We start from the raw sequence: 15211 nt of genomic DNA on the forward strand, positions 1-15211 counted from the left end.
CCGCGACGCCGGAATCAGCGGGCAGCGCCGGCGAGAGTGCCCGTCAGCTTGGCACCGGACGGGTCCCACGCGATGCACAGCACCTCGCGGTCACCGTTCGCCCACGATCCCTCGGTGGGGTACAGCGGCCAGTAGTCGAGTACCGATTCCTCGTACGCGAGGCCGATGAAGTTGGCGAACTCGGGGATGCAGGTGGCGTCCGCGTCGGCCTTGACGGCATCTTCGCCCGGGTACTCTCCTTCGGGGAGGTCGTAGGCGTAATACACCTCGTCGTCATGCGGGTCGGAGCACGGGACGACAGGGATGCTGGTCACCTCGTCGACCGAGCCCATGTCAGCGGTGGCGAGACAGTCCCCGACCTTGATCGCGAAGACGTCGGCGTTCTCGTTCGGCTCGGTCACCTCATCGGTCTCGGAGTCGCGGACCGGCTCGGAGGCCGGAACGAGCTGGTCGATGATGGAACAGCCGCTCAGGGCAGCCGCCGCCGCGAGGACCAGGCCCGCCAGCGCCAGACGCGCGCGCGTGTGTGTCATGGAATCGATCCCCCCGGATCTGTCGATGTCCCACCCCCACGGCGGGCTCCAGGCGCCAAGTCTGTCGGAGATGCGCCCCGCGTGCCAACTCGACTCCGGCGTCGGATCAGCGAGCCCGTGGGTGCGAGGTCGCATACACATCGCGCAGGGCGTCCACCGACACATAGGTGTAGATCTGCGTCGTGGCGACCGAGGCGTGGCCGAGCAATTCCTGCACGACCCGCACGTCGGCTCCGCCCTGCAGCAGATGCGTCGCGAACGAATGACGGAGCGTGTGCGGCGAGACATGCGTGCTGAGCTGTGCGCGCTCCGCGGCCGAGTGGATCACGAGCCAGGCGCTCTGCCGCGACAGCGGTGCTCCCCTTGCTCCGAGGAACAGTCTGGGCGTTGCCCGTCCCCGCCGCGACAACTCGGGTCGCGCCCGCGTGAGGTACGCCTCCACCGCCGCCCGCGCGTAGGAACCCACCGGCACGATCCGCTCCTTCGCGCCTTTCCCACGCACCCGCAGCACGTCGCCGTGGGCGACATCGTCGACATCGAGCTGGACGATCTCCGACACCCGGGCGCCGGTAGCGTAGAGCATCTCGAGCAGTGCACGGTCGCGCAATCCCGTCAGCTCCCCCGGCGCGGCATCCTGCGGAAGCGGACCCGACGCGTCGAGAAGCCTCTCGACCTGATCGATCGTGAGCGCCTTGGGCAGCCGGCGCGGCTGCTTGGGCGGACGCAGCTTCGTCGAAGGGTCCACGTTCTCGATGCCCTCGCGCGCGAGGAAGCGGTGAAGCCCCCGCACCGATGACTGCAGCCGGGCCAGAGATGAGGCGGCCATCGGCGGCTGTGCGGCGGCACGGTCCGCGATGAAGCTGCCCACCAACGCCGGCGTCACGTCGGAGCTCTCGACGATGCTCTGCTCACCCAGCCATGCCACATACCCGGACAGATCGCGCCGGTATGCCGCGACGGTGTTTTCCGAGAGTCCGCGCTCGATCGAGATGTGCCGAAGGTACGAGTCCACCGCACGCTCAAGCCGCATGCCCGGCCCCTCCCGCGCCACCCATGTCAGGTGCCCGCCGCCTCCGCTTGCGCGACGCGAACGCGTTCCGCGGCGGCGAGTGCCCCGACAGTCATGATCCCGTTGCGCAGCCGCCCCGCGAGAATTCCGGCGACCACGTCGTCCAACGCAACCCATGCGAGGGCGATGTCGGCTTCTTCGTCCTCGCGCGCGTGCACCGCGCCGGCCGGTGAGAGGTCGCGGGCGAGGAACAGGTGCACGATCTCGTCGTTGCCGCCCGGCGTCGTGAAGATTCTCACGAGCGGCTCCCATGTCGCCGCCTCGAGATCGACCTCCTCCGCCAACTCGCGCTGCGCGGTCTCCAGCGGCGACTCGCCATCGACGTCGAGCAGTCCCGCGGGAATCTCCCAGTCACGATGCCGGATCGGATGCCGGTACTGCTGGATCAGCAGCATCCGGTCGTCTTCATCCAGCACCACTACCGCCGCCGCGCCTGGATGGTCGACGTACTGACGCACGATCGTGCCGTCGCCGTACGTGACCGTGTCACTGCGGACGTCCCACACGCGCCCCTGGTAGACAAGCTCGCTCGCGATCACCGTCGGGTCCAGCGGCTCGTCGGCCAGGGCCGCGCCGGTCGGGGTCTCGGGCATCGTCACGCGACGGGTTCCCGGGCAGCCTCGAACGGCTCGTCGTCGAACAGCTCGCTGGCCCGGTGCCGTTCGAGGGCGGCGCCCACAAGACCCCGGAACAACGGGTTCGCGTCGGTCGGACGAGACCGCAGTTCGGGGTGGGCCTGGGTGGCGATGTAGTACGGGTGCACGTCGCGCGGCAGCTCGACGTACTCGACGAGATTGAGATCCGGGTTGACGCCCGAGAAGACCAGCCCGGCGGCGGCGATCTGGTCGCGGTAGCGGTTGTTCACCTCGTAGCGGTGACGGTGACGCTCCGATGCGGTGGTCGAACCGTACACTTCTGCGGCGATCGATCCCTCGGCGAGGTCGGCGGGGTACAGGCCGAGCCGCATCGTGCCGCCGAGGTCGCCGTGATCGAGGATGTCGATCTGCTCCTCCATCGTGGCGATCACGGGATGCTGGGTGTCGGGGTCGAACTCGCTCGACGACGCGTCGTCGATGCCGGCGACGTGGCGCGCGTACTCGATCACGATGCACTGCAGACCGAGGCAGATGCCGAGCGTCGGGATTCCCTGCTCGCGCGCGAACTTCAGCGCGCCGATCTTGCCCTCGATCCCACGGATGCCGAAGCCACCCGGAATGACGATGCCGTCCAGCGGCGCAAGAGCCCTCTCTGCTCCTTCGGGCGTCTCGCACTCGTCGGACGGGATCCACCGGATGTTGACGTGGGTCTCCTGCGCGAACCCGCCGGCCTTCAGCGCCTCGGTGACCGACAGGTAGGCATCCGGCAGGTCGATGTACTTGCCGACCAGTCCGATCGTGACCTCGTGCTTGGGGTTGTGCACGGCCTGCAGCACCCGCTCCCACCGCGACCAGTCCACCTGGTTCGCCTTGGCAAGGCCGAGGGCACGGACGATGTACTCGTCGAGGCCCTGCTCGTTGAGCATCGAGGGGATGTCGTAGATGCTCGGCACGTCGACGGCATTGACCACGGCGCCTTCGTCGACGTCGCACATGAGCGCGATCTTGCGCTTGTTCGCCTCGGTGACGGGGCGGTCGCTGCGAAGCACCAGCGCGTCGGGCTGGATGCCGATCGAGCGCAGCGTCGCGACGGAGTGCTGCGTCGGCTTGGTCTTCTGCTCACCCGAGGCGCCCATGAACGGCACCAGCGAGACATGGACGAAGAACACGTTCTGCCGGCCGAGCTCGTGACGGATCTGACGCGCCGACTCGATGAACGGCTGGGATTCGATGTCGCCGACGGTTCCGCCGATCTCGGTGATGATCACGTCCGGCCGTGGGTCTTCGGTGGCCTGCAGCCGCATGCGTCGCTTGATCTCGTCGGTGATGTGCGGGATCACCTGGACCGTGTCACCCAGGTACTCGCCGCGGCGCTCCCTCGCGATCACCTGCGAGTAGATCTGACCCGTGGTGACGTTGGCCGCCTGGTTCAGCTCGATGTCGAGGAAGCGCTCGTAGTGGCCGATGTCGAGGTCGGTCTCGGCACCGTCGTCGGTGACGAAGACCTCACCGTGCTGGAACGGGTTCATCGTGCCCGGGTCGACGTTGAGATACGGGTCGAGCTTCTGCATCACGACGTGCAGGCCGCGGGCCGTCAGGAGATTGCCCAGGCTGGCGGCGGTCAGGCCCTTGCCCAAAGAGGAAACGACACCACCGGTCACGAAGATGTGTTTGGTGGTGTCGTTCGAAGTGTCACCGCGGGAAGAACCAGAAGTCTGCATCACGGGCTTTTATCCTATCAGTCGACTTCGGTCCGGAGGCTGAGCAACTCACGCGCGTGAGTCAGCGCGGCGTCGGAGTCGGGCATGCCCGAGAGCAGACGCGCCATCTCGGCCTCGCGCTGCACCCCGTCGAGCCGGCGCACATCGGACGCCGTCACCGAGCCGTCGTTCGCCTTCACGACGCTCAGGTGGTTCGTCGCGAACGCGGCCACCTGGGCAAGGTGGGTCACGGCGATCACCTGCGAGGACTGCGCCAGCCGCGCCAGCCGCCGCCCGACCTCGATCGCCGCGGCCCCGCCGATACCGGCGTCCACCTCATCGAACACGAACGTCGGAACCGGGTCGACGGCAGCGATCACGACCTCGATCGCCAGCATCACACGACTGAGCTCGCCGCCACTTGCGCCCTTCGACACGGCACGGGGCTGCGCTCCCGGGTGCGGCGCGAGCAGGATCGAGACCTCATCACGCCCGTTCGCGGACTCCGCGCCGGGACTGACCGACACTTCGAGCCGGGCATCAGGCATCGCCAAGGCGCGCAGCTCGGCCGTCACAGCAGCCCCCAGACGCCCAGCGGCCTCGGCGCGCGCGGCGGTCAGCACGGCAGCGGCGTCGTCGAGCGCGGATGCCGCGCCATCCCTTTCCTCCGTGAGGCGCTCGATCCGCCCCGAATCGTCGTCCAGTTCGGCGAGCCGCGAGGATCCGACGTCGAGCAGCGCGATGGCGGCGTCCAGAGTGCCATGCGTACGAATCAACGTCGCTAGCACGGCACGGCGCCCTTCGACAGCGGCCAGCTCGTGCGGGCCGGACTCGTCGAGGTCCGCCAGGTATCCTGCCAGCGCGGCAGCGATGTCGGCGGTGCGGTATCCGAGATCGGCCACCTGCCCCGACAGCTCCTCCAGGACGGGATCGTGCACGCGCTCGAGCACTCGGCGCGCCTCGGCGAGCAGGGATGCGGCATCCGGTCCGTCCCCCTCCCCCGACAGCGTCTCGTGGGCGGAGGCTGCCGCGATGCGCAGCTCTTCGGCGTTTGCGAGGCGCTCTGCCCGCGTGGCGAGCTCGGCGTCCTCGCCCGGCTGCGGCGCCGCCTGCTCGATCTCGGCGAGCTGGGCGCGCAGCTCGTCGGCCTCCATGGCGCGGACGTCGCGGTCCGACGTCAGCTGCGACAGCTCACGATCGAGGCTGCGCCACCGCTCATACGCCCGCCGGTAGTCGTCGCGAGCTCCACGCACCGTGTCGCCGCCGAAACGGTCCAGCGCTTCTCGCTGCGCGGCCGCGGAACGCAGCCGAAGCTGGTCGGACTGACCGTGGACGACCACGAGCTCGTCCGCGAGATCAGCGAGCACGCCGGCCGGCGCGGCGCGGCCACCCACCGACGCCCGCCCGCGTCCCTCGCTCGAGATCGATCGCCCGACGAACAGCTCGGCACGCCCGTCTCCGAGCGGCTCCACGTCACCGCCGGCCTCGCGCACCCGCTCGGCCACCGCGCCGTCTTCGGGCACGATCCACACTCCGTCGACGGTCGCCTGCGTCGCCCCAGCGCGCACCGCACCGGAGTCCGCGCGCTGGCCGAGGAGCAGCCCCAGGCCCGTCACGACCATGGTCTTTCCCGCGCCCGTCTCGCCCGTGATGGCGGTGAAGCCCGGCCCGATGGGCAGGGTCGCCTCAGCGATCACGCCCAGATCGCGCAGGCGCATCTCTTCGATCACGGGGTGGGCTCCGCATTCGCCTGGGTCGGCAGCACACCGGTGATGGCGGCCGGTCCACGCCAACCTTCGACGGGCAGGCGGAACTTGCGCACGAGCCGGTCCGTGAACTGCGCCGGATGCAGGCGGGCAAGGCGCACCGGCCGGTCCGAGCGCCGCACGACGACACGGGCGCCAGGCGGAAGGTCGTGCGAGCGGCGGCCGTCGCACCACAGGATGCCAGTGCCGTTGGTGCGCTCGAGCACCTCGATCGCAACGGCGTGGTCGGGGCCCACCACGAGGGGCTTCGCGAACAATGCGTGCGCCGACAGCGGCACGACCGAGATCGCCTGCACGGTCGGCCAGATGACCGGACCGCCGGCGGAGAAGTTGTACGCGGTCGACCCCGTGGGAGTCGAGACGACCACCCCATCGCAGCCGAACGTCGACAGCGGCCTGCCGTCGACCTCGATCACGACCTCGAGCATCCGCTCGCGGCTCGCCTTCTCGACCGTTGCCTCGTTCAGCGCCCAGGTCTCGTAGATGACCGAGTCGACGGTGTCCTTGACGCGCACCTGCAGCACGAGGCGCTCCTCGACGTCGTAGTCCTTGTCGATGACGCGACGGACGGCGTCGTCCATGTCGTCGCGCTCGATCTCGGCGAGGAAGCCGACGTGACCCATGTTGATGCCGAGCACAGGCGCCGTGCCGTCTCGTACGAGCTCGGCGGCGCGCAGGATCGTGCCGTCACCGCCGAGAACGATCGCAAGTTCGATATCCGCCACCTCGATGTCGCTCCCCAGCACCGCGATGTCGGAGAAGGACGGGCGGACCGCGACGAGTTCGTCGCGGTCATCGGGCGCGATCACCGGACGCGCGCCGGACGCGCGCAGCGCTGAGACGACCCTCTCCGCTGCGATAACCGTGTCATCCCGGTGGGCATGCGCGACCACAAGGATGCTGCGCTCTGCGTCGGCGTTGTTCATCGGCTCCCCGCCAGTCGGTTCTCCCCATTCTGTCGGATCGCTCCGACGGTCGGGCGACCGACACCGCGATGGACAGGACCGCCGACGACATGGACCCGAGCGGCTGCCGCAATGAGGCACGGGACGCGCCCCACGTCAGTCGGTCAGTCGGTCGACCTCGTCGCGCCATTGCTCGGGGATGCTGCCGCTCCCGAGCGACAGGTGCACGAGGTACTCGCGGTTGCCGTGCGTGCCGGCCAGCGGGGAGGCGATCAGCCCGCGCGTGCCGAGCCCGTGATCCCAGGCCGTCCAGAGCACCCGTGACACGGCGTCCGCCCGCAGCGTCGGATTCGTCACGAGCCCGCCTTTGACCGCGGTGCGCCCCACCTCGAACTGCGGCTTGATCAGCAGGACGAGATCGGCGTCCGGGGCCGCGATCGCCCGGGTGGCGGGAAGAACGTGAGTGAGAGAGATGAACGACAGATCGCCGGTGATGAGCGAGGGCGACGTTCCGACCCCGCTCGCCTCGGCGAGCGAGGCGGATGTCATGTAGCGCACGTTGAATCCCTCGATCGCCACGACGCCGGGATCGGCAGAGACGGATACCGCGAGCTGGCCGTGACCGACGTCGACCGCGATCACCGGCTCGGCGCCGCGTTCGCGCAGCACCTGAGTGAAGCCGCCGGTGGACGCGCCCATGTCCAGGGCCACGCGTCCGCGCACGTCGATGCCGAAAGCGTCCAGCCCGGCGATGAGCTTGTGCGCCGCACGGCTGACGTAATGATCGGTCCCGCTCACTTCGATCGCGCTGTCCTCGGCGACGGGTGCTGATGCCTTCACGACCGGCTTGCCGTCGACGGTCACGAGTCCGTCGGCGATGAGGGTGGCCGCGTGTGTCCGCGACCGGGCGAGGCCCCGAGCGGCGAGAGCCGCGTCGAGACGGCTCGTCATGACGTGGTGCCGGGGTTCGACTCCAGACGGTGAGCGAGGGTGTCGTGGAGGCTCTCGTATGCCTCGGCACGCGTCGCAAGCGGCTGGGCCTCGATCACCTCGAGCGTCGAGAGCAGGTCACCGGTATCGTCGTCGGCGTCTCGCGTCGCATCCATTCCCCCAGGATACGGCGGTGTCCTCTCCGAGGAGGGTTGATCAGGGCCGATGGAACGGATCGGCGTAGAGCCGCTCCGGTACCCGGAATCCGAAGATCGCGCGCCCCGTCGACCAGATGGCGGCCGCCCCGGCACGCACCAGGTCGATGGGCCGGTCGCCTTCGCTGAGGATGCGGACGTCGGCTCCGTCGATCGCCACCCTCGCGCCACGCACCGTCGCGATGCCATCCTCGACGCGCACGTGCGGGTAGGGCTCGTGCAGTTCACGCAGATCCCCGAGGATGTAGGTCGGACGCGAGCCGTCGGGTGCGGCAAGCACGTGCTTGGGCCGGTCGATCCCGGTCAGCACGAGAGCCGACGCGATGCCGGCACGGTTCGCGCCGAGGATGTCGGTGTCCAGGCGGTCGCCGAGGAAGAGCGGATGCCGGGCGCCGAACCGGGCGACAGCCTCCTCGAAGATCGGTACCTCGGGCTTACCGGCGACGGTCGCGAGTCGACCTATCGCTGTGTGCACCGCAGAGACCAGAGTGCCGTTGCCGGGGGCGATGCCGCGGGACTGCGGGATCGTCCAGTCCGTATTGGTGGCGATCCAGGGAATGCCGCCGTCCTCTTCCGGCACCTTCAGCGCGAACGCGGCTTCTGCCAGTTGCATCCAGCCCACCTCAGGCGCGAAGCCCTGGACGACCGCAGCGGGCGCATCGTCGGCGCTGCGGGTCACCGCGAAGCCAGCCTTCTCGACCTCGACGACCAGCCCGTCACCGCCGACCACGAGAACCGTAGAGCCGGGCGGAATGCGGGTGGCCAGCAGCCGCATAGCAGCTTGTGGACTCGTGACGACGTCGTCGGCCGCGGTGCGCAGCCCGAGATCGGTCAGATGCGCAGCGACCGAGGCGTCGGTGCGTGAGGCGTTGTTGGTGATGTACGCGAGTACGCGCCCATCGCGTGCCTGATTGAGGCTCTCGACGGCGTGCGGCAGAGCACCGGCGCCAGCGTAGACGACGCCGTCAAGGTCTGCCAGCACGACGTCTACGCCGTCCAGCGGCGCGGCCACAGCCTGCCGGCGCCCGAAAAGCGCCATCAGGGGTGTGCCTCGTCCGGCGACTCCCCCGGCTCCTCGGACGACTCGATCGGCCCCTCAGGCGACTCGTCGGCGGGCGCACCGTCCACGTGGGACTCGGATCCCGCATCGTCGACGGGTTCCTCCTCGACCTCCTCGACGAAGACCGTCTCGAGATCGTCTGCGCCCGAGGCAGCGTCGAGCGCCTCGGCGGCCACGAGCGCGCGACTGTGCCACCGCTCCGCCTCATCGGCTCGTCCGAGTTCCTCCAGCACGGTGGCCCGCGCGGCGAACAGCGCGGGGCTCCACTCGAATGCCCGGTCGGGGTCGAGTTCGGGGATGTCGAGCTCGCTCAGCGCGCGGTCAGGCTCACCCATGTCCAGGCGGGCACCGGACATCGCGATGGCGAGCTCTACCCGGACAGAGGTAGGGAGCTCGGCCCGATCGACGGCGCGGCCGGCTTCGAGAGCACGGTCGGGACGCCCCACGCCGCGTTCGCTGTCGACGAGCAACGCGATCTGATCGTCTTTGCCCGAGATCCGGCGGTAGGTGCGCAGCTCGCGCAGGGCGAGGCCATAGTCGCCGGTCGCGTAGGCCGTGATGGCCAGCGTCTCGCGAACAACGGCGATGCGGCCGGCACGACGGGATGCAGACAACGCGTGCTGGTGTGCAAGCTCGGGGTCTTCGTCGATGAGCTGTGCCGCCATCGCCAGGTGGCGGGCCACCTGGTCGGCGTTCTCCTTGCTCAGGGTCTTCAGCTCGTTGCGCGCGCCCGGATTGAGGTCGCGCGCGGTCACCTCGTCGGGGATGTGGGGGTCGTCATGGCGCGGACGAACGGAGCGGGTCTCACCGTCGCGCATCGCGCGGTCGGGGCGATCGGCGCCACCTCGGGTCGGCCGGGGTGGCTTCGAGCCGTAGGGCTTGTCACCGCCGCGCCTGACGTAGGGCTTCCGTTCGCCGTCGCGCTTCGCATACGGCTTGTCACCATCGCGCTTCACGTAGGGCTTCCGTTCGCCGTCGCGCTTCACGTAGGGCTTGTCACCATCGCGCTTCACGTACGGCTTCCGTTCGCCGTCGCGCTTCACATACGGCTTGTCACCATCGCGCTTCACATACGGCTTGTCACCATCGCGCTTCACGTACGGCTTCCGTTCGCCGTCGCGCTTCGCATACGGCTTGTCACCATCGCGCTTCACGTAGGGCTTCCGTTCGCCGTCGCGCTTCGCATACGGCTTGTCACCATCGCGCTTCACGTACGGCTTCCGTTCGCCGTCGCTGGACGAGGCAGAGCGGCCTCCGCGGTTCGACGACGCGTCGCGTCCCCGCTCTCGCGGTGCACGCTCTGCTGCGCCGTCTCGCGGCTCCTGCTCTGACATTCCTCGATCCTCTCCGATGGCGCCATACCGGGCAATCGGTGTGTTAACGCGAAATGGCCACCCTGCGTTGGGTGGCCATTTCGGTGATGGGTGTCCGGCGGTGTCCTACTCTCCCACAGGGTCTCCCCTGCAGTACCATCGGCGCTGGGAGGCTTAGCTTCCGGGTTCGGAATGGGACCGGGCGTTTCCCTCTCGCTATGGCCGCCGAAACTCTCTTGATGTTTCAGTCGTACACACAAACAAAAGTCATGTTGTTGTGTGTGGTGTCCCGACCGTACATCGGGAACCACTCAGTGGACGCAAGCACCAGGAAAAGTTGGTGGTGTTATCAAGTCATCGGCTTATTAGTACCAGTCAGCTGCACACGTTGCCGTGCTTCCACATCTGGCCTATCAACCCAGTAGTCTGGCTGGGAGCCTCTCACCCCGTAGGGTATGGAAGTCTCATCTTGAGGCCGGCTTCCCGCTTAGATGCTTTCAGCGGTTATCCATCCCGAACGTAGCTAATCAGCGGTGCTCCTGGCGGAACAACTGACACACCAGAGGTTCGTCCAACCCGGTCCTCTCGTACTAGGGTCAGATCCTCTCAAACTTCCTACGCGCGCAGCGGATAGGGACCGAACTGTCTCACGACGTTCTAAACCCAGCTCGCGTACCGCTTTAATGGGCGAACAGCCCAACCCTTGGGACCTACTCCAGCCCCAGGATGCGACGAGCCGACATCGAGGTGCCAAACCATGCCGTCGATATGGACTCTTGGGCAAGATCAGCCTGTTATCCCCGAGGTACCTTTTATCCGTTGAGCGACAGCGCTTCCACAAGCCACTGCCGGATCACTAGTCCCGACTTTCGTCCCTGCTCGACCTGTCAGTCTCACAGTCAAGCTCCCTTGTGCACTTACACTCGCCACCTGATTGCCAACCAGGTTGAGGGAACCTTTGGGCGCCTCCGTTACTTTTTGGGAGGCAACCGCCCCAGTTAAACTACCCACCAGGCACTGTCCCTGAACCGGATTACGGTTCGAAGTTAGACATCCAGAGTGACCAGAGTGGTATTTCAACAACGACTCCACGAATACTGGCGTATCCGCTTCACAGTCTCCCACCTATCCTACACAAGCCACACCGAACACCAATACCAAGCTGTAGTAAAGGTCACGGGGTCTTTCCGTCCTGCTGCGCGTAACGAGCATCTTTACTCGTAATGCAATTTCGCCGAGTTCGCGGTTGAGACAGTTGGGAAGTCGTTACGCCATTCGTGCAGGTCGGAACTTACCCGACAAGGAATTTCGCTACCTTAGGATGGTTATAGTTACCACCGCCGTTTACTGGGGCTTAAATTCTCAGCTTCGCCTTGCGGCTAACCGGTCCTCTTAACCTTCCAGCACCGGGCAGGCGTCAGTCCGTATACATCGTCTTGCGACTTGGCACGGACCTGTGTTTTTAGTAAACAGTCGCTACCCACTAGTCTCTGCGGCCACCACACCCTTTTTGAGGCAAGCTCATATAAGTGGATGGCCCCCCTTCTCCCGAAGTTACGGGGGCATTTTGCCGAGTTCCTTAACCACGATTCTCTCGATCTCCTTGGTATTCTCTACCTGACCACCTGAGTCGGTTTGGGGTACGGGCGGCTAGAACCTCGCGTCGATGCTTTTCTTGGCAGCATAGGATCACCCACTTTTCATCCGCATCGTGTCTCAGCCTTCATGAGTCGCGGATTTGCCTACGACTCGGCCTACGCACTTGCCCCGGGACAACCATCGCCCGGGATGGGCTACCTTCCTGCGTCACACCTGTTAATACGCTAACCGCACCAGCATAGGGTCGTGCGCTAGGCCCAGCCCGTCACCCCGAAGGGATCAGTCACTGGGATTCAGACACTTAGCATTACTGGATTGATTGGGGCGGTTCTTCGCCGGTACGGGAATATCAACCCGTTGTCCATCGACTACGCCTGTCGGCCTCGCCTTAGGTCCCGACTTACCCAGGGAAGATTAGCTTGACCCTGGAACCCTTGGTCTTTCGGAGGACGTGTTTCTCACACGTCTTTCGCTACTCATGCCTGCATTCTCACTCGTGTGGCGTCCACGGCTGGGTCACCCCGCCGCTTCACTCGCCACACGACGCTCTCCTACCCATCAACACGGCTGGACCACGAAGGCCTACCAATAATGTCAATGCCACAACTTCGGTGGCGTGCTTGAGCCCCGTTACATTGTCGGCGCGGAATCACTTGACCAGTGAGCTATTACGCACTCTTTCAAGGGTGGCTGCTTCTAAGCCAACCTCCTGGTTGTCTAAGCAACTCCACATCCTTTCCCACTTAGCACGCGCTTAGGGACCTTAGTTGGTGGTCTGGGTTGTTTCCCTCTCGACTATGAAGCTTATCCCCCACAGTCTCACTGCTGCGCTCTCACTTACCGGCATTCGGAGTTTGGCTGACGTCAGTAACCTTGTAGGGCCCATCGGCCATCCAGTAGCTCTACCTCCGGCAAGAAACACGCAACGCTGCACCTAAATGCATTTCGGAGAGAACCAGCTATCACGAAGTTTGATTGGCCTTTCACCCCTATCCACAGCTCATCCCCTCAGTTTTCAACCTAAGTGGGTTCGGCCCTCCACGACGTCTTACCGTCGCTTCAGCCTGGCCATGGATAGATCACTTCGCTTCGGGTCTAGGACATGCGACTGAATCGCCCTATTCAGACTCGCTTTCGCTACGGCTACCCCACACGGGTTAACCTCGCCACATATCGCTAACTCGCAGGCTCATTCTTCAAAAGGCACGCTGTCACCCCTACTAAGGAGGCTCCAACGGTTTGTAAGCAAACGGTTTCAGGTACTATTTCACTCCCCTCCCGGGGTACTTTTCACCTTTCCCTCACGGTACTTGTCCGCTATCGGTCATCTGGGAGTATTTAGGCTTATCAGGTGGTCCTGACAGATTCACACGGGATTTCTCGGGCCCCGTGCTACTTGGGATACTCTCCACGCTGCGACCCGACATTTCGGTTACGGGGCTGGCACCCACTATGGCCGGCCTTTCAAGACCGTTCACCTATATCGACGCATCACGTTCACCACTCGGCAGAGCGGCATGGAAAGTCCCACAACCCCGAATACGCAACTCCTGCCGGATATCACACGTACTCGGTTTAGCCTGATCCGATTTCGCTCGCCACTACTCACGGAATCGCTGTTGCTTTCTCTTCCTGCGGGTACTGAGATGTTTCACTTCCCCGCGTTCCCTCTACCCGCCCTATATATTCAGGCGGGAGTCACCAGGTCAGCACGCCGCCTGGCGGGGTTTCCCCATTCGGACACCCTCGGATCAAAACTTGCTTATCAGTTCCCCGAGGCTTATCGCAGATTGCTACGTCCTTCTTCGGCTCCAGATGCCAAGGCATCCACCGTTTGCTCTTAAAGACTTGATACATGAGTCCAAAATCAAAAAATCGAAAACACGAACCCGAAGGCTCGCGTCGAAATTGACTAATGATCTTTAAGATCATCTTTTCCGAACCAACCCGAAGGCCGGTTCAAAAGATGCTCGCGTCCACTGTGTAGTTCTCAAAGTACGGGCGGTACCCACCCCCACCACCAGCAAAAGCCAGCACCAGGAATGAGCCCAAGAGGAAGCCGAACGAACCACAAAGATCCGCCCGCCTGAGTCCCTCAGGACCCAACAACGTGCACGCCCCCACCAGACACACCCAGACCCTTCCAACCACGCAAGCGCGGCGTACTAAACCCAGACATCCCCAATGAGAGCCTCGTCAAATGTTCCACCCATGAGCAACCGGCCGAGACATTCGCTCGACACGGCGCCTGGACACCCCCGAAGAGATGCCAGATGCTCCTTAGAAAGGAGGTGATCCAGCCGCACCTTCCGGTACGGCTACCTTGTTACGACTTAGTCCTAATTACCGATCCCACCTTCGACGGCTCCCTCCACAAGGGTTGGGCCACCGGCTTCAGGTGTTACCGACTTTCATGACTTGACGGGCGGTGTGTACAAGACCCGGGAACGTATTCACCGCAGCGTTGCTGATCTGCGATTACTAGCGACTCCGACTTCATGAGGTCGAGTTGCAGACCTCAATCCGAACTGGGACCGGCTTTTTGGGATTCGCTCCACCTCACGGTATTGCAGCCCTTTGTACCGGCCATTGTAGCATGCGTGAAGCCCAAGACATAAGGGGCATGATGATTTGACGTCATCCCCACCTTCCTCCGAGTTGACCCCGGCAGTATCCCATGAGTTCCCACCATTACGTGCTGGCAACATAGAACGAGGGTTGCGCTCGTTGCGGGACTTAACCCAACATCTCACGACACGAGCTGACGACAACCATGCACCACCTGTTCACGAGTGTCCAAAGAGTCCCCTATTTCTAGGGTGTTCTCGCGTATGTCAAGCCTTGGTAAGGTTCTTCGCGTTGCATCGAATTAATCCGCATGCTCCGCCGCTTGTGCGGGTCCCCGTCAATTCCTTTGAGTTTTAGCCTTGCGGCCGTACTCCCCAGGCGGGGAACTTAATGCGTTAGCTGCGTCACGGAATCCGTGGAAAGGACCCCACAACTAGTTCCCAACGTTTACGGGGTGGACTACCAGGGTATCTAAGCCTGTTTGCTCCCCACCCTTTCGCTCCTCAGCGTCAGTTACGGCCCAGAGATCTGCCTTCGCCATCGGTGTTCCTCCTGATATCTGCGCATTCCACCGCTACACCAGGAATTCCAATCTCCCCTACCGCACTCTAGTCTGCCCGTACCCACTGCAGACCCGAAGTTGAGCCTCGGGATTTCACAGCAGACGCGACAAACCGCCTACGAGCTCTTTACGCCCAATAATTCCGGATAACGCTTGCGCCCTACGTATTACCGCGGCTGCTGGCACGTAGTTAGCCGGCGCTTTTTCTGCAAGTACCGTCACTTTCGCTTCTTCCTTGCTAAAAGAGGTTTACAACCCGAAGGCCGTCATCCCTCACGCGGCGTTGCTGCATCAGGCTTCCGCCCATTGTGCAATATTCCCCACTGCTGCCTCCCGTAGGAGTCTGGGCCGTGTCTCAGTCCCAGTGTGGCCGGTCACCCTCTCAGGCCGGCTAC

At 64.7% G+C, this 15211-nt stretch carries 10 protein-coding genes and 3 rRNA genes; all 13 read right to left on the reverse strand.

Annotated features, from left to right (window positions below; genetic code table 11):
- Nucleotides 1-14: 14 nt before the first annotated feature.
- Nucleotides 15-533: a septum formation family protein gene (locus K0817_RS11660; RefSeq protein WP_219981577.1), complete on the reverse strand. Its 519-nt coding sequence runs from the start codon at nt 531-533 to the stop codon at nt 15-17.
- A 106-nt stretch (nt 534-639) separates the two neighbouring features.
- On the reverse strand, nt 640-1563 hold the full coding sequence (xerD, locus tag K0817_RS11665) for a site-specific tyrosine recombinase XerD (protein ID WP_219981578.1): 924 nt from the start codon (nt 1561-1563) through the stop codon (nt 640-642).
- 26 nt (nt 1564-1589) lie between these two features.
- Nucleotides 1590-2195, reverse strand: a complete 606-nt coding sequence (locus tag K0817_RS11670) for an NUDIX hydrolase (protein WP_219981651.1) — start codon at nt 2193-2195, stop codon at nt 1590-1592.
- 2 nt (nt 2196-2197) lie between these two features.
- Nucleotides 2198-3919 carry a CTP synthase gene (locus tag K0817_RS11675; protein WP_219981652.1) on the reverse strand — a complete coding sequence of 574 codons (1722 nt, stop codon included), beginning with the start codon at nt 3917-3919 and terminating at the stop codon, nt 2198-2200.
- A 17-nt stretch (nt 3920-3936) separates the two neighbouring features.
- A complete protein-coding gene (gene recN / locus K0817_RS11680; protein ID WP_219981579.1) occupies nt 3937-5628 on the reverse strand; it encodes a DNA repair protein RecN in 1692 nt (563 codons plus the stop codon).
- On the reverse strand, nt 5625-6590 hold the full coding sequence (locus K0817_RS11685; RefSeq protein WP_219981580.1) for an NAD kinase: 966 nt from the start codon (nt 6588-6590) through the stop codon (nt 5625-5627). The genes recN and K0817_RS11685 overlap by 4 nt, the downstream gene beginning before the upstream one ends.
- A 135-nt stretch (nt 6591-6725) precedes the next feature.
- Nucleotides 6726-7520, reverse strand: a complete 795-nt coding sequence (locus K0817_RS11690) for a TlyA family RNA methyltransferase (RefSeq protein WP_219981581.1) — start codon at nt 7518-7520, stop codon at nt 6726-6728.
- On the reverse strand, nt 7517-7675 hold the full coding sequence (locus K0817_RS11695) for a hypothetical protein (protein ID WP_219981582.1): 159 nt from the start codon (nt 7673-7675) through the stop codon (nt 7517-7519). The genes K0817_RS11690 and K0817_RS11695 overlap by 4 nt, the downstream gene beginning before the upstream one ends.
- A 40-nt stretch (nt 7676-7715) precedes the next feature.
- Nucleotides 7716-8753 carry an HAD-IIA family hydrolase gene (locus tag K0817_RS11700; RefSeq protein WP_219981583.1) on the reverse strand — a complete coding sequence of 346 codons (1038 nt, stop codon included), beginning with the start codon at nt 8751-8753 and terminating at the stop codon, nt 7716-7718.
- Complete coding sequence (locus tag K0817_RS11705) at nt 8753-10108, reverse strand: primosomal protein (RefSeq protein WP_253735347.1); 1356 nt, start codon at nt 10106-10108, stop codon at nt 8753-8755. Before K0817_RS11705 ends, K0817_RS11700 begins: the two co-directional genes overlap by 1 nt.
- A 92-nt stretch (nt 10109-10200) precedes the next feature.
- Nucleotides 10201-10317 (reverse strand): 5S ribosomal RNA (gene rrf, locus K0817_RS11710).
- Nucleotides 10318-10432: 115 nt separating this feature from the next.
- Nucleotides 10433-13540: ribosomal RNA gene (locus tag K0817_RS11715) — 23S ribosomal RNA — on the reverse strand.
- Between the two features lie 430 nt (nt 13541-13970).
- Nucleotides 13971-15211: ribosomal RNA gene (locus K0817_RS11720) — 16S ribosomal RNA — on the reverse strand; the annotation flags it as partial.

The organism is Microbacterium sp. HD4P20, assembly GCF_019449275.2.
Lineage (GTDB): Bacteria > Actinomycetota > Actinomycetes > Actinomycetales > Microbacteriaceae > Microbacterium.